At 58.4% G+C, this 14,825-nt stretch carries 13 protein-coding genes and 2 pseudogenes; 2 read left to right on the forward strand and 13 right to left on the reverse strand.

Features of this window, described 5'->3' with window-relative positions:
• Positions 1-165 precede the first annotated feature (165 nt).
• The 12 genes and pseudogenes from WCG50_RS12655 to WCG50_RS12710 all read right to left on the reverse strand — a co-directional run bounded on the left by WCG50_RS12655 (position 166) and on the right by WCG50_RS12710 (position 12,165).
• Entirely contained in the window at positions 166-1,035 is an 870-nt protein-coding gene (locus WCG50_RS12655) for an alpha/beta fold hydrolase (RefSeq protein ID WP_336899966.1), read from the reverse strand.
• 42 nt (positions 1,036-1,077) lie between these two features.
• Complete coding sequence (locus tag WCG50_RS12660) at positions 1,078-1,662, reverse strand: hemerythrin domain-containing protein (protein ID WP_336899967.1); 585 nt, start codon at positions 1,660-1,662, stop codon at positions 1,078-1,080.
• 32 nt (positions 1,663-1,694) lie between these two features.
• On the reverse strand, positions 1,695-2,444 hold the full coding sequence (locus WCG50_RS12665) for an ABC transporter ATP-binding protein (protein WP_336899968.1): 750 nt from the start codon (positions 2,442-2,444) through the stop codon (positions 1,695-1,697).
• Positions 2,445-2,446: 2 nt separating this feature from the next.
• Positions 2,447-4,234, reverse strand: coding sequence for a branched-chain amino acid ABC transporter ATP-binding protein/permease (locus tag WCG50_RS12670; RefSeq protein WP_336899978.1), 1,788 nt, complete (start codon positions 4,232-4,234; stop codon positions 2,447-2,449).
• Positions 4,235-4,330: 96 nt separating this feature from the next.
• Positions 4,331-5,149 (reverse strand): annotated as a pseudogene (locus tag WCG50_RS12675) (branched-chain amino acid ABC transporter permease); the annotation flags it as partial.
• 261 nt (positions 5,150-5,410) lie between these two features.
• Positions 5,411-6,442 carry a 4-hydroxy-2-oxovalerate aldolase gene (dmpG, locus tag WCG50_RS12680; RefSeq protein WP_336899969.1) on the reverse strand — a complete coding sequence of 344 codons (1,032 nt, stop codon included), beginning with the start codon at positions 6,440-6,442 and terminating at the stop codon, positions 5,411-5,413.
• An 11-nt stretch (positions 6,443-6,453) separates the two neighbouring features.
• Entirely contained in the window at positions 6,454-7,374 is a 921-nt protein-coding gene (locus tag WCG50_RS12685) for an acetaldehyde dehydrogenase (acetylating) (RefSeq protein ID WP_336899970.1), read from the reverse strand.
• A 28-nt stretch (positions 7,375-7,402) separates the two neighbouring features.
• Positions 7,403-8,194 (reverse strand): fumarylacetoacetate hydrolase family protein, encoded by a 792-nt coding sequence (locus WCG50_RS12690; protein ID WP_336899971.1) that lies wholly within the window; start codon positions 8,192-8,194, stop codon positions 7,403-7,405.
• Positions 8,194-9,327, reverse strand: a complete 1,134-nt coding sequence (locus tag WCG50_RS12695) for an ABC transporter substrate-binding protein (RefSeq protein ID WP_336899972.1) — start codon at positions 9,325-9,327, stop codon at positions 8,194-8,196. The genes WCG50_RS12690 and WCG50_RS12695 overlap by 1 nt, the downstream gene beginning before the upstream one ends.
• Positions 9,328-9,380: 53 nt before the next feature.
• Positions 9,381-9,932, reverse strand: a complete 552-nt coding sequence (locus tag WCG50_RS12700) for a flavin reductase family protein (RefSeq protein WP_336899973.1) — start codon at positions 9,930-9,932, stop codon at positions 9,381-9,383.
• Between the two features lie 15 nt (positions 9,933-9,947).
• Positions 9,948-11,144 (reverse strand): acyl-CoA dehydrogenase family protein, encoded by a 1,197-nt coding sequence (locus tag WCG50_RS12705; RefSeq protein WP_336899974.1) that lies wholly within the window; start codon positions 11,142-11,144, stop codon positions 9,948-9,950.
• An 82-nt stretch (positions 11,145-11,226) separates the two neighbouring features.
• Positions 11,227-12,165, reverse strand: coding sequence for a 3-carboxyethylcatechol 2,3-dioxygenase (locus tag WCG50_RS12710; protein ID WP_336899975.1), 939 nt, complete (start codon positions 12,163-12,165; stop codon positions 11,227-11,229).
• 202 nt (positions 12,166-12,367) lie between these two features.
• On the opposite strand from WCG50_RS12710, the gene WCG50_RS12715 reads away from it, so the two are divergent.
• On the forward strand, positions 12,368-13,192 hold the full coding sequence (locus tag WCG50_RS12715) for a DNA-binding transcriptional regulator (protein WP_336899976.1): 825 nt from the start codon (positions 12,368-12,370) through the stop codon (positions 13,190-13,192).
• Positions 13,193-13,240: 48 nt separating this feature from the next.
• Positions 13,241-14,320, forward strand: a complete 1,080-nt coding sequence (locus tag WCG50_RS12720) for an FUSC family protein (RefSeq protein ID WP_336899977.1) — start codon at positions 13,241-13,243, stop codon at positions 14,318-14,320.
• 242 nt (positions 14,321-14,562) lie between these two features.
• On the opposite strand, the pseudogene WCG50_RS12725 reads toward WCG50_RS12720, so the two are convergent.
• Positions 14,563-14,825 (reverse strand): annotated as a pseudogene (locus tag WCG50_RS12725) (ABC transporter); the annotation flags it as partial.

The following is a 14,825-nucleotide window of genomic DNA, read 5'->3' on the forward strand; positions in this document are numbered from 1 at the left end:
ACCATCCGAGGCATATTTGAAAGGCCGGTTTGGCTGAGGCATTTCAAAAGACTGATTGACCGGAATGCTCGTTGCCGGTAAGTAGCCGTTTATTGTGCCAAAGCAGGATCGGGTGGATGCTGGCATTGCGCCAGGGTTCATTCTGGTCGCCGGAAAAACTCAAGCTCAGTTGTTTAAAAAGTCGAGCACCATGCGGTTGAACTTGTCCGCATGCTCCCACTGAGCCCAGTGACCGCAACGGTTAAAGATGTGCATTTCGGCATTTTGCATGCCCCAGAGCAGGCGCAGGCCCACATCCATCGGCACAAAGCGGTCATCACGGCCCCAGATCACCAGCGCTGGCGCGGTGATTTCACCCAGGCGATGGCCGTAATCGGGGAATTGTTTGGGGTTGGCCGTCACGCTTTTTACGAAGTTCTCCAGGTGATCCCGGCGATTAAGCATGTTGTCCAGGCGGGCCTGGTAAAGCTCATCGGTCAGGCTGCTGGCATCAAAGACGAAGACATTCATCATCTTCTTCAGGTTGTCAATCGTTGGGTCACGGTACAGCGCGCCAATCAGCTTGATGCCTTCGGTTGGCATGGGGACGAACTGGCTGGGGCCACCCGTGCCGCCACCCATCATCACCAGCTTGCCAACACGCGTTGGGTTCGCCAGCGCAAAGGCCACCGCGCTGTGGCCGCCCATGGAGTTGCCAATGATGTGGACCTTCTCCAGTCCAAGCGCATCGAGCAAGCCTTTGAGCGCGCGGGCATTCAGGTCAGAGCGCGAACCGGTGCAGACGATGGGGTCGCTCTTGCTCCAGCCCGGGCAATCCATCAGGATCACGCGGTAACCCGCCGCAACCAGCGGCGCCACGTTGCGGTTGAAGTTGGCCCAGCCGCTGGCGCCCGGTCCTGAGCCGTGCAACATCACCACCGTTTCAGTGCCTGCCCCGGCGTCGTTGTAGTGCAACTGCAGGTCGAGGTCGCCCTCCTTGATGCGAACGAATTTACTGGTCGCGGCTTCTGTCAGCACGGGTGTTGGGGTTGTCATGGTCGTATTTTCTAAAGGGGTGTTGGGAGAGGTTGCAATCGATTAGTCGGTGTAAGGACGAGGGCCGTAACCAATGGGGGCTGGCGCACATTCAACCAGTCGTGTGAACATCGCCGCAAAGTTTTCTGACGAGCCATCTTTGCCCGACTTGGCATCCATTTCAGCCAGAAATTCCTGGTCAACGTCAGCCCAGTCCTGCTCGGTCAGGTGGCGACGAATCAGCGGCAACACGACTTCTTCTTCTAGCATCATGTGGCCCCGGTAAAAGTCGGCATAGCTGTTGAAGGCCTTGGAGAGTTCATCAAAGCAGGCCGGGTTGGCTACAAAATTGGCCAGCGCTTTTTCCAGATGGGCGATGCGCTGCGGTGCAGCAGCATGTTGCATGGCCAATTTGGCCAGCGCCTCGGCTCCTTCCGTCGTTCGTTTCGCCAGGTAGGTGAACAAGCGGTCTTCCTTGGGGTGATGCCGCTTCTCGGCGTAGGCATCCAGGTAATGGACCATGGCCTGAAAGAGTTTGAGGTCGGGCACCAGATGGCCGGCAGAAATTTCCTTGAGCATGAAGCGAACCGCATGCAGGATGCCTGCCAGCGACTGGTGCTCGTCAGAAATGATACGAAGTGCTTTCATTGATTTTTCTCCGGTAGGGACGCGCAATAGATTCAGGTGGCCAGCATTTCCTGGTGCTTGCTGCCCAGGCCAAGATAACTTTCGATCACGCGCGGGTCGTCGCGCAACTTCTGGGCCTCGCCCTCCATCTTGATGCCGCCGTTTTCCAGCACGTAGGCGTAGTCCGCCACCTGCAGTGCGGCGCGGGCGTTCTGCTCAACCAGCAGAATGGAGACGCCGCGTCGGCGCAGCTCGGCAATGATGCGAAAAATCTCGCGCACGATCAGTGGTGCCAGTCCCAAGCTGGGCTCATCGAGCATCAGCAGTTTGGGCTTGGCCATCAAGGCGCGCCCAACCGCCAGCATCTGGCGCTCGCCGCCAGACATTGTTCCGGCCGCCTGAAGCCGCCGCTCTTTGAGCCTGGGGAACAAGGCGTAAACCTCTTCCATGGTCTGGGCCTCATCACGATGACCACAACGGTGGCGCTGAAAGGCGCCCAGCAGCAGGTTGTCTTCGATGGTCATGGTGCCAAACAACTCGCGCTTTTCCGGCACCAGACTCATGCCCCGCACTACCATGCGCTCGACTTCCGGCACAGACTCGATGCTGCCGTCAAAACTAATCTGCCCACTGGACGGCAGCACGCCCATGATGGCGGACAGGGTGGTCGTCTTGCCCGCCCCGTTGGGGCCAATCAGCGTCACGATCTTGCCTTCGCCAACGGTCAGGTTCACGTTGCTCACCGCCTCCACTTTGCCGTAGGCTACCGAGAGGTTTTTGACCTCAAGTACGTTGTTGCTCATGACTACACACCTCCCAAATAAGCTTCAAGCACTGCCGGGTCTTGCTGAACCTCGTCGGGCAAGCCTTCTGCAATTTTTTCACCAAACTCCATCACCACCACCCGGTCCACCAGGCCCATGACAAAGTCCATGTCGTGCTCCACCAGCAGCACCGCCATGCCCTCGCTGCTCAGGCGCTTGAGCAACTCGGCCAGCGCCTGTTTTTCTCTCAAGCGCAGACCGGCGGCCGGTTCATCCAGCAGCAACAGGCAGGGATCGGCGCTCAAGGCGCGGGCAATTTCAAGAATGCGCTGCTGACCTAGGGCCAGACTGCCCGCCTCGGCGTGCATGAACTCAGCCAAACCGACACGCTCGACCTGAATCGCCGCTTCGCGCAGCAGACGGGCCTCTTCCACGCGGTCCTGCCGCCAGGCGGCCGAAAGCACGCCCTGGCTGCCACGCATGTGAGCGCCAATGGCGACGTTCTCCAGCACCGACATTGTGGGCAACAGGCGCACATGCTGAAAGGTGCGGCTCATGCCCAAGGCTGCGATTTCGCGCGAACTGTGCCCCGCCACCGACTTGCCCCGGAACAGGATTTCACCCGAGGTCGGGGTGTCCACGCCGGACAACTGGTTGAACATCGTGCTCTTGCCAGCGCCGTTCGGGCCAATCAGCGCCAGAATTTCACCAGCCTGCACATGCAGACTCATGTTGTTGTTGGCCACCAGGCCGCCAAATTTGCGGGTCACGCCCTTGGCTTCAAGAATCACTTCGCCGTGCGGTGGCTGCGGTTTTTTCGGCAACGCAGCGGCACCCGTGTCGATCACCTTCAGGTCAGCGCGGACCGGCACCAGTCGGGCCAGCAAGGGCCACAAACCATCACGCGCACGGTGCAGCAAGATGATCATCATCAGGCCAAACACGATGACTTCGAAGTGACCGGCACTACCAAACAGCTTGGGCAATATCTCTTGCAACCACTGCTTGAGCAGCGTGATGACCCCAGCGCCCACCAAGGCACCCCAAACCTGACCGGCACCTCCCACCACCGCCATGAACAGGTATTCAATACCGATGTGCAGGCCGAAGGGGGTTGGGTTGACGAAGCGCTGCAAGTGGGCATACAACCAGCCCGCAGCACAGGCGTGCAGTGCGGCAATCACAAAGATCACCATGCGTGCGCGGGAGGTGTTCACCCCCATCGCCTCGGCCATCACCATGCCGCCCTTGAGTGCCCGAATAGCGCGACCTTCGCGAGAGTCAAGAAGGTTTTTGGTGGTGAACAGCGCCGCCAGCACAAAGGCCCAGACCAGGTAGTAGTAGTAACGGTTGTCGAGCAACTCGGTGCCAAAAATGCTGATCGGTGGCAAATTGGACAGGCCGGAGTGCCCCCCTAAAAACTCCATATTGCCGAACAGGAAAAACAGGCTGATACCCCAGGCCATCGTGCCCAGCGGCAAATAGTGCCCCGATAGTTTCAGCGTGACCGATCCAATAATGACGGCAACCGTGGCCGTCAGCACCAGACCGACCAGCAACGCAGCCCAGGGCGAGCCGCTGATCAAAGATAACCAGGCTGGCAACTCACTGCCCGCTGTTAACCACGCGGTGGTGTAGGCACCAATGCCCACAAAGGCGGCCTGCCCGAAGGAAGTCAACCCGCCAACCCCCGTCAGCAAGACCAGACCCAGCGCCACCAGCGCCGACAAGCCCACGTAGTTGAGCAGCGTGACATAGAAGTCAGGCAGCAGCAGTGGCGCCGTAGCCAGGCAAACCAGAAACACCGCCAACACCAGACGCGGACTGATCCAGCCCTCGCGGGCCGATTTGCTGGCCACATGGGGCGCTTCTTCCTCTTCCACGTGGCGGGTGGTCAGCGATAGCCAGATCAGCACAGGGATGATCAGCGAGAACACCAGCACATCCTTGAAGGCGCTGGCCCAGTAGGACGAGAACGACTCAAGCAAGCCGACGATCAACGCACCCCCGGCGGCCAGCGGATAACTGGCAAGCCCGCCGATGATGGCGGCGACGAAACCCTTGAGCCCGATCAGAAATCCGCTGTCGTAGTAGATGGTGGTGAGCGGTGCCACCAGCAAACCAGACAAGGTGCCGATCAGGGCCGCAAAAAAGAAGGTCTGCCGTCCGGCGAGCGCCGGAGAAATGCCCATCAGGCGCGCACCATTGCGGTTGATGGCGGTGGCGCGCAAGGCTTTGCCAGCCAGCGTGCGGTCAAAGTACAAATAGAGGGCAACGATCAGCAGCAGCGAGGCCAACAGCACCACCAGCGTGTGTCCGCCAATCATCAGGGAGCCGATTTCGATTTGCGCCTCGCTGAAGGGCGCCGTGCGTGAGCCTTCCGGGCCAAAGGTCAGCAGACCAAAACCAACCATCACCAAATGCAAAGCCACTGAAATAATCAGCAGCACCAACACCGGCGCCTCTGCCACGGGCTGGAAAGCCACGCGGTACAGCATGGGGCCCATCGGCACAACAATGGCCAGCGTCAGGCAGGCTTTTGCAATTTGCGGCAGGTCTTGCAAGGGCAGCAGCCAGACCAGACCCGCCATGGCGAGCGGGTAAGCAATATTCCAGAGCAGGGACTTGGCCCACTGTCGGCGCCCCGGCTTGGCATCGATCACGTCGGCACCGAGCGTGAGAACGCCCGCACCCATCAGCAACCAGATAGTGCCTGGGATATGACCGGTTTCCAGCGCCGCCATGGTCAGCGCACCCCAGGCCAGAAACTCGCCCTGGGGAATAAAAATAATTCGGGTGACTGCAAAAACAAGAACCAGCGCCAGCGCCAGCAGCGCATAGATCGCGCCATTGGTGACGCCATCCTGGCCAAGCAGTGCAAAAATTTGAGCATCCAAGATAGGACTCCAGTACGACGACAGCGATGACGCCAAGGGCGCATCGCTGCAATCGAGGATCAAAACAGTAAAAAATCAGACAGGTCGTTAACAACCTGAAAAACTAATTTAGACGATCAGCCCACGCTGGCGGGCGAGTGTGATGGCGGTGTCTTCGATCATGTCTTCCTGACCCCCCACCATGCCGCGGCGGCCCAGTTCCACCAGAATGTCGCGCGCCGAAATGCCGTATTTTTGAGCAGCACGTTTGGCAAACAACAGGAACGAGGAATACACCCCGGCGTAGCCCAGCGTCAGCGAATCGCGGTCAATGCGAATCACGTGGTCCATGATCGGCACGACGCGGTCTTCAGCCACATCACTGATCTTGAAGGTGTCAACGCCGGTGTCGATGCCCATGCGGTCGCACACGGCAATCAGCACTTCCATCGGCGTATTGCCAGCCCCAGCACCCAGACCGGCGGCGGCGGCATCAATACGGTTGGCCCCCACTTCGATCGCGGCAATGGAATTGGCAACGCCCATCGCCATGTTGTGGTGGCCATGAAAGCCTAGTTCGGTTTCAGGTTTGAGCGCAGCGCGTACGGCACCGAGTCGGGCTTTGACGTCATCGGGCAGCATGTAACCTGCGGAGTCGGTGACATAGATGCAGTTGGCACCATAGCCCTCCATCAGCTTAGCTTGCTCGACCAGTTTCTCAGGCGTCGCCATGTGCGCCATCATCAGGAAACCGACCGTGTCCATCTCCAGTTTGCGCGCCATCTTGATGTGTTGTTCAGAGACATCGGCCTCGGTGCAATGGGTCGCCACACGGATGGTGTGAACGCCAATCTCATGCGCCATCTTCAGGTGGTCGACGGTGCCAATGCCAGGGATGAGCAGGGCCGAAATCTTGGCCTGCTTCATCTGCGGAATCACGGCCCCGAGGTATTCTTCATCGGTATGGGCCGGAAAACCGTAGTTGACCGAGGAACCGCCGAGGCCGTCGCCATGCGTGACCTCAATCAGGGGTACTCCCGCTTCATCCAGACCGGTGGCGATGTTGATCATCTGCTCCAGCGTCATCAGGTGACGCTTGGGGTGCATGCCGTCACGCAAGGTCATATCGTGAACGGTCACTTTTTTGCCGCGTAAAGTCATGTTGTCTCTCCTTACGCGTTGGCGTTTTGAACAGGCTCAAGTTTGAGCGTGCCGTTGATGATTTCTTCGGCGAACATTTCCGCCGTGCGGGCCGCTGCGGCGGTCATGATGTCGAGGTTGCCGGCATAGGTGGGCAAGTAGTCGCCCAGCCCCAACACTTCCAGGTAAATCGAGATGCGATTGCCATCGAATACCGGGCCGTTCACCAGGCGGTAGCCCGGCACGTATTTCTGCACTTCCTTGATCATGTCGTGGACCGAGGCGGTAATCGCGGCTTGATCCGGTGCGTCTTCAGTCAGGCAATGCACGGTGTCGCGCATGATGAGCGGTGGCTCGGCCGGGTTGATGATGATGATGGCCTTGCCCTTGGCGGCACCGCCCACTTTCTCGATGGCGCCCGAGGTGGTGCGTGTGAACTCATCAATGTTCTTGCGGGTGCCGGGGCCAGCACTCTTGGAGCTGATGGTGGCCACGATTTCACCGTAGCTGACTTTTTGCACGCGGGAAATGGCTGCCACCATAGGAATGGTCGCCTGACCACCACAGGTGACCATGTTGACGTTCATTTCCTTGCGGCCCACCAGTTGTTTTAAATTGACCGGTGGCACGCAGAAAGGGCCAATGGCGGCGGGCGTCAGGTCGATCATCATCACGCCCAGCTCATTGAGCTTGCGGCTGTTTTCGGCGTGGACATAGGCCGAGGTCGCATCAAAAGCGATCTGGATGTTGTCGGCCAGCACGTGAGGCAACAGGCCATCAACGCCGTCAGCGGTTACTTTGATGCCCATTGCGGCGGCACGCTTCAGGCCATCAGATTCGGGGTCAATGCCCACCATCCAGGCGGGTTCCAGAAAGGGGCTGCGCATCAGCTTCGCCAGGAGATCGGTCCCGATGTTGCCGGGGCCGATAAGGGCACATTTGATTTTCTTCATGTTCATGTTCTTTGTAGGTTTGCTGGTTTTAGGCAAACAGGGCGCTGACGTTGCCCAGTCCTGCAATGCTGACGTCGAAACGCTCGCCCGACTTGGCCGCGACCATCGGGCCCAACGCGCCGGTCAAAATAATGTCGCCCGCCCGCAGCGGACGGCCACAACGCACCATCACATCGGCCAGCCAGATCGCTGCATTCAACGGGCTGCCGAGGCAGGCCCGGCCATTGCCGCGTGAAACGATTTCGTCGCCGCGCTTCATCTCCATGGCGCAATCGGTGATGTCGAAATCGCTCAACTTCACTGGACGACCGCCCAGAACGAAGAGCCCGCTGGAGGCGTTGTCGGCCACGGTATCAATGAAACGGATGTTCCAGTTCTCGATGCGGCTGTCCACGATCTCAATGGCGGGCAGGGCATATTCGGTAGCGCCAATGATGTCGGCGTAGGTGTGGCGCTCTTGGGTCAGATCGCGGCCAATCACCAGGGCAATTTCAGCTTCGACCTTGGGCTGGATCAAGCGACCCACGGCCACTGCTTCGCCGTCACCCACGGCCATATCGGCAAACAGCATGCCAAAGTCGGGCTGGTTCACCCCGATTTGGGCCTGAACGGCCAGCGAGGTCAGGCCGATCTTGCGCCCCACCAAGCGACGACCTTCGGCCAGCCAGGCCAGGGTGTTGAGCTCCTGAACGGCGTAGGCCGCATCTGGGTCGTTGCGCGCCAGGCGCTCGCGCAAGGGCGCAATCGGCTGGCCGCTGACGACAGCGGCCTTAAGCAGCGCCGCAGCGCTCTCGGTGCTGAGTAGTGCGTCGTTAGCCATTACTTCACCAGTTTCCAGTGGTTGTTTTCAACCTTGATCAGGACGATGGCGCTGGCGTCGTAACCGGCATGGTCTGTCGCACTCATGGTGTAAATGCCGTTGGTGCCGACCAGCTTGTTGGTTTTTTCGATACCGTCGCGCAGCGCGGTCCGGAATTCAGGCGTGCCAGGCTTGGCTTTGCCCTTTTGCGCGCCGACTATGGCGTTCTGCAGCAGCAACCAGGCATCCCAGGAAGCGCCAGCAAAGGTCGAGCGTGAGTCCGGGCCGTTCTTGGCTTCCAGGTCCTTCACGAAAGCCACCGCATTTTTCTTGGCGGGGTGGTTGTCAGGCAGTTGCTCGGCCACCAGCACCGGGCCCACGGGAATCAACGCGCCTTCAACCGACTTGCCGCCCACGCGCAAAAAGTCTTTGCTCGTCACGCCATGAGATTGGTAAATCTTGCCTTTGTAGCCGCGCTCGCGCAACGTGATTTGGGGCATAGCCGCCGGTGTACCCGAGGCGCCGACAAACACCACATCCGGCTTGGCGGCCATGACCTTCAGGATTTGCGCCTGCACGCTGGGGTCCGCGCGGCCGTAGCGCTCGGTTGCCACGATTGTGAGCTTGCCTGCGGTGGCTTTGGTCAGCGCCTTGAGCAACAGTTCACCCCAGGAATCCGCGAAGCCGATGAAGCCCACCGTTTTGGCGCCGTTCTCGGTCATGTCGTTCACGATACGCTGCACCATCAGGTCGGCCGAAGGCTCGCTGCGGAAAATGTAGCCACGCTTGTCGCCCGCCACGTCCAGCGGGGCAACCGAGATCATGGGGGTTTTTTCGGCGTTGGCCACATCGGCCATCGCTGTGGCGGTGCTGACCAGATTCGGTCCAAGAATGGCGTCCACCTTGTCTTCGCTGATCAACTTGCGCACGTTTTTGACGGCATTGGTCGGGTCGGTGCCATCATCCAGCAGGATGTAGTTGATTTTTTCATTGCCGACGGTGGTCGGAAACATGGCGACTGCCTTCTTGGTCTCGGCACCGAGCGCCGCTGCCGGGCCGGTCAGCGAGGCAATGACGCCCACGTTGATGTCGGCCAAGGCGTGTGCGCAGGCCAGGGTGGTAATAGTCAGGGTAAATAATTTATTCAGTTTCATGTCTTTTCTCCTCGTTGGTTGGAACTATGGGTAAACGCTGTCAGGCATTTTTCTTATTGGGGAATTCGGCGAAAAGCACCGTTCAGGTAGATCAGTGCTTCACCATCATTGCGTTCGCAGGTGGCCAGCACCTCGCACAGGAAAGCATGGTGCGTGCTCTCGTCGTACACCTTCATCACCCGGCAATCCAGGTTGGCAAGGGCACCATCCAGCGTTGGTGCGCCGGTAGCCAGTTCACGCCACTGGCCATGGTCAAAACGGGCTTCGCCGTGCACACCGACCACCATGCCGGAAAATACTTTGGCGATTTCTTCTTGCTCGCCTTCCAGCACATTGATACAAAGCGCGCCGCTTTTGTTGATGATTTCACTGGCGGCTACATTTTTGTTCACAAACACCACCAGTCGCGGTGGGGAGGCCGTGACGGAGCAGACCGCCGTCGCCGTCAGGCCGGCCCGGGTTTCCCCGTCAGACGCTGTGATGATCGTGACACCGACGGCAAAGTGACGCATGCCATAGCGGTGCTCCTCGGAAGAGACCGTGGGCAGGGCGGCGAGTTTGGCGTTGGGTTTCCAGTCCAGCAACTGATTGATTTCTTTAGTCATGGCTATATTTCCAACTCAGGGTTTGGCGCCAAAAGGATTGGCAGCAGGCAGCGGGTTACCCAGCAGGCAGCCACCCAACAGGTCGCCGATGTTGTCCTGGTTCTGGGTGATGTGGTTGGCACCGACCAGGATGTCGCGCATTTGGCGCTGCATCGGGCTATTCAGCCAAACACCGCGGGTGGATGTTTTCTTGAAAACCATGTGAGCGGCGTCAAAACATTCGCCCCCGGTGAACTGGTTGGTCGCAAAGTGGCGAACACGAATATCCAGCGGAACCAGTTGGCCCTGAGAAGCGAAACTCCAGGCTTCGTCGGTGTTCATCAAGACGCGTGCCGTAGAACCTAGGATCTTGGAATAGGCCTCACCCAAACGGCCCTTGATGAACGGGTCTTGAACCGCAGCACCGACGGCCTGGTTTAAATTCTGGCGCGGCACCATGTGCTCAATATACAAATCAACCATGCCCCGTGCCATGCCAATGATGACCGACGATACGGCAGCGTAGAACACATAGAAGAACGGCATTTTGTAGAGGTTGTCCACATGGCCGTGAGAGGCCTCGTCGTAAGCACCAATGACGTGGCTGCGGTATTCAGGAATGAAGACCTCTTTGACGAGGAGCTTCTTGCTGCCCGTGCCGGCCAGACCCACCACGAACCAGTCATCAACAATTTCGAAGTCCTGTGCATTGATCCAGAAAGAGCGGAAGGCCATTTCGCCATTTTTGTCTGCTACGCGCCCGCCAAGAAAAGCGCCGCCCGCTGCGTGGTCGCAACCACTCGACGTGAGCCACTCACCATTGAGCACGTAACCACCTTCAACACACTTGACGGTTCCAAAAGGAGCGTAGGAGGATGACACCAGCGCAGTATTGTCTTCACCCCACAACTCGTCGCCGCAGCGCTGTGGCAACAGACCAATTTCAAACGGATGCACGCCCAGCACCATGACGTTCCAGGCGCTTGAAGGGCAGCCGCGGGCCAACTCCATCAGCACTTTATTCAGGACATTGGGGTTCATCTCGTAGCCGCCCCAGCGCTTGGGTTGCAAAATTTTGAAGAAACCAGCGTCTTTGAAGGCTTGAATGGTTTCAACCGGCACCATGCGCGCTTTTTCAACGGCATCGGCCTTTTCGCGCAGCCATGGAATCATGGCGTGGGCACGCGCCACCACTTCAGCTTCTGTCGGGATTGAGGTATTGATCGTAGTCATGGGGTTATATATCTCCTGGGTTGGGGACACATTTCTGTGCCGTGTTTGTAGGGGTTGGGCTGTGGGCCCTGAATAAACGGAATCAGCTTTGTTCGGCGCTCACCACGCCGTAACCGGCGATCCATTCGTTGATCGGACGGTAGTAATCTTTGTGGGCGGTGTAACTGCCCGCCGCAGCCAGGGCCGAGAAGGCGGCGACCCAGGTGCGCACCTCGTGGGTCGAGCGGCCTGCGGCTTTGGAAATTTCTTCAATCTTGAAGTCGTCTATCTCGCTCAGGCGGCCTTGCATCAAGGTGTCCATAAAGGCCAGATCCCACGCCGCATTGAGAGGCGTGAGCGCGCACTCAGGCGTCCCGAACACCTTGCCGGTAGCAATGGTGCGGGCCTGGCGGGCGGCGCGTCCTTCGGGGGTTGGATTGCGCCCGGCGATCAGGAAGTTGGCAATGTCGTCTGCCGCGTCAGCCAGCAGGGGCACCGGTGGCTCGTGTGAGAGACCGCCGGTGCCGAGAATCAGCACCCGCTTGTCCAGCTTGGCCAAGAAGCGGCCGACCGCTTCGCCCAACTTGCGCACTCGGCGGTAAGGACCAAATGGAGGCGCCACCGAGTTGATGATGATCGGGATCACCGGGTAACGGGTCAGGCTGCCGGTCATCTCTTCCAGCGTCTGGGTGCAGCCGTGATCCACCTGGAGGCGATGTGAAATGGCAATGTCGATGTCGCTGTCAAGAATGAAGCGGGCCAGCTCCAGTGCCAGGTCCTTGGGGATCGACAGCGGGCCGGGCAGCGTCTTGTAATCGGCGACCGACTCGGCGGCGGTAGCAATCACAAACGGCGGCATCAGGTCATAAAACAAGCCGTTGTAATGGTCAGGTGCAAACACCACGATCAGTTCAGGATCAAAGGCCTCGACTTCGGCGCGGCACTTGGCCAGCACAGCGTCGACTTCCTGGACCACATCAACACCGGGGTCGTTCAGACCACGCAAGGGCGTGTGGGACAGACATTTCAGTTTGATGCTCATGAATATTCCTGTGTCTCTCAGTTTTATGGTTGTCGTTTCAAGTACCAGCAACGCCACTTTGTGCGAGGGTTGTACCCTGTTTTTTGGTCTGGTAAATCAAGTTTAGGAAGAAGCAAACATTTGGGAAAATTTTGTTTTCAAATGTGCACAATGTGCACAACCTTGTTTTAAGATGAGCTTTTGACTCGCAAAGGAGATGACGATGCGTCCATCAAGTGGTGCAACTTATCGGCACGTTCAGGGGCTCAGCCGGGGTCTGGCCGTCCTGCACGCCATCAGTTGCTCGGCCGATGGGTGGTCCAGCATTTCCGATTTGAGTGAAGCCACCAAGCTGCACCGCACCACGGTTCGCCGCATGCTTGAAACCTTGCAGGCCGAGGGCTACGTGCGCCGCAATCCGTCAGATGACAACTACAGCCTGAACCAAAAAATTCGCCAGTTGAGCGATGGGTTTACCGACGACGAGTGGATTTCCGAGGTGGCCAACCCGGTGCTAGGTGAGTTGCTGCAAAAGCTGGTCTGGCCTTCTGATTTATGCACCATTGACGGCGACTGCATGCTGGTGCGAGAGACCACGCACCGTTTCAGCCCGCTGTCATTCCACCGGGCCATGATCCGGCAACGCATGCCGGTGCTTTTTACCGCCGCCGGGCGGGCTTATCTGGCCTACTGCAGCGAAGAAGAGCGGCAGCAAATTCTGCGGCAGATCATTGCGGGTGATGATGAGCATGCCAGTTTTGCCCGTAATCGCGTTCTCGTAACGCAGATGTTGGAGAAGGTTCGCCGCCAGGGCTATGCCAGCAACGACGGCGAATGGAGTCAGCAAGCCAAGATCGGCGCCATCGCTCTGCCGGTGCGGCACAAGGGCAACATTCTGGCGTGCATCAACGTTGTGTTCCTGAAGAAGGCGATGAAGGTGCCCGAGGCGGCGCAGCGCTACCTGCCTGAATTACAGTTGGCCGTGGCAAAAATTGAAACTTTGCTGAACGAGCGTGACGAACCCGCGCCTGGCAAACTGCTCCCATAGACTTAAGACAATCCTCCCGATCTCGGTTCTTTTTTAGCAGGCATATTCATGGTCAATTGGCAGGTAGGGCGCAAGCTTCAGGCCCTGATTCGAACGGAGCTAAGCCAGTTGGCGACCATCAGCACCAGCGACCGGCGCTGGCTCATGCCCTTCTGTGCGGCGCTTGCGTCGGGCTTGCCGCTCTTGGTCGGGGCCTATTTTGACCATCTGAATTACGGGCTTGTCTCGTCGATGGGTGGCTTGGTCTTTCTCTACTCCCCCAACACGCCGCTGTCGCACCGGATGGTGACGCTGATGACCAGCGCCTTCGGCTTGAGTGCCTGCTACGCCTTGGGGCTGATGAGCCATTTCTTTCCCTTGGTACTGGTACCGGTGCTCACCTTTATCGCCATTGTGGTCACGATGGTGTGCCGGTTTTATGTGATCGGCCCACCGGGCAGCCTGTTTTTTATCATGTCCGCTGCCATTGGTGCCTACTCTCCGATCGAAGTCGAACAGGTGCCCTTGTTTGTCGGGTTGCTCACGATGGGCTGTCTGCAGGCCTGCTTGATCGCATTTTTTTACAGCCTCTATGTGTTGCGCAAACAGGCGCCGCAACCGGTACAGGCGTTGCCACCGGCGACCTTTGATTTCGTGATTTTTGATTCGGTGGTGATTGGTTTGTTCGTGGGCCTGTCGCTCGTCGTGGCCCAGGCGCTGCAACTCGATAGATCGTATTGGGTGCCCGTGAGCTGCCTGGCCGTGATACAGGGCGCGTCATTGCGCGCAGTCTGGCACAAGCAGGTCCACCGTATTGTCGGAACCGGTGTCGGCTTGATGCTGGCTTGGGGTTTGCTGACACTGCCACTGGACCAGTGGCGTGTTTCACTGATGATGATGGCACTGACTTTTGTGATCGAGATTTTGGTGGTGCGCAACTATGGCCTAGCGGTGATATTCATCACCCCGATGACGATTTTTCTGGCCGAAGCCACCCGACTTGGGCAGGGCTTGCCGGACGCGCTGTTGCAGGCCCGCCTCATCGACACCGTGCTGGGGTCAGTGGTTGGGCTGATCGGTGGCGTGTGCCTGCACAGTCCAAGTTTTCGTGAACTTGTTGGCCGTCAGCTTCGACGTCTGTCGAGGTAGCACATTTTTTCGTAATGCGGAGGCGATCATTCGTCGATGGCAATAGACACGCTCTAAAGCCGGACATACCGAAAATCCAAAAATTCAGGTTGATCGACCGTATCGAGAATTCAGACGTTTAAGCTCTATGTTGAAAAAATCAACAGCCAGGGCAGGGTCTAGGGACGAAAGTTCGAACTGGTTCACCACGACGATGGAGGTGACGCAAGCAAAGCTAATGGACAATCTCGGATCAAGCTTCATTACATACCCAAGTACGCCGCGCGCACCTGCTCGTTACTGATCAATTCCTGCCCGGTGCCAGTCAAGGTGACCTGACCGGTCTCCAGCACATAGCCGCGGTCGGCAATTGCCAACGCGGCAAACGCGTTCTGCTCCACCAACAAAATGGTCATGCCCTGTGCTTTGAGCGTCTTGATGACGTTGAACACCTCCTGCACCAGCAGCGGCGCCAGGCCCATCGACGGCTCATCAAGCAACAACAACTTGGGCCGCCCCATCAAGG

Source organism: Rhodoferax sp. (assembly GCF_037143375.1).
Lineage (GTDB): Bacteria > Pseudomonadota > Gammaproteobacteria > Burkholderiales > Burkholderiaceae_C > Rhodoferax.

Coding starts and splice junctions, on each gene's coding strand:
- WCG50_RS12655 (WP_336899966.1), bottom strand. CDS start 1,035: ATGACAACCCCAACACCCGTGCTGACAGAAGCCGCGACCAGTAAATTC.
- WCG50_RS12660 (WP_336899967.1), bottom strand. CDS start 1,662: ATGAAAGCACTTCGTATCATTTCTGACGAGCACCAGTCGCTGGCAGGC.
- WCG50_RS12665 (WP_336899968.1), bottom strand. CDS start 2,444: ATGAGCAACAACGTACTTGAGGTCAAAAACCTCTCGGTAGCCTACGGC.
- dmpG (WP_336899969.1), bottom strand. CDS start 6,442: ATGACTTTACGCGGCAAAAAAGTGACCGTTCACGATATGACCTTGCGT.
- WCG50_RS12685 (WP_336899970.1), bottom strand. CDS start 7,374: ATGAAGAAAATCAAATGTGCCCTTATCGGCCCCGGCAACATCGGGACC.
- WCG50_RS12690 (WP_336899971.1), bottom strand. CDS start 8,194: ATGGCTAACGACGCACTACTCAGCACCGAGAGCGCTGCGGCGCTGCTT.
- WCG50_RS12695 (WP_336899972.1), bottom strand. CDS start 9,327: ATGAAACTGAATAAATTATTTACCCTGACTATTACCACCCTGGCCTGC.
- WCG50_RS12700 (WP_336899973.1), bottom strand. CDS start 9,932: ATGACTAAAGAAATCAATCAGTTGCTGGACTGGAAACCCAACGCCAAA.
- WCG50_RS12705 (WP_336899974.1), bottom strand. CDS start 11,144: ATGACTACGATCAATACCTCAATCCCGACAGAAGCTGAAGTGGTGGCG.
- WCG50_RS12710 (WP_336899975.1), bottom strand. CDS start 12,165: ATGAGCATCAAACTGAAATGTCTGTCCCACACGCCCTTGCGTGGTCTG.
- WCG50_RS12715 (WP_336899976.1), top strand. CDS start 12,368: ATGCGTCCATCAAGTGGTGCAACTTATCGGCACGTTCAGGGGCTCAGC.
- WCG50_RS12720 (WP_336899977.1), top strand. CDS start 13,241: ATGGTCAATTGGCAGGTAGGGCGCAAGCTTCAGGCCCTGATTCGAACG.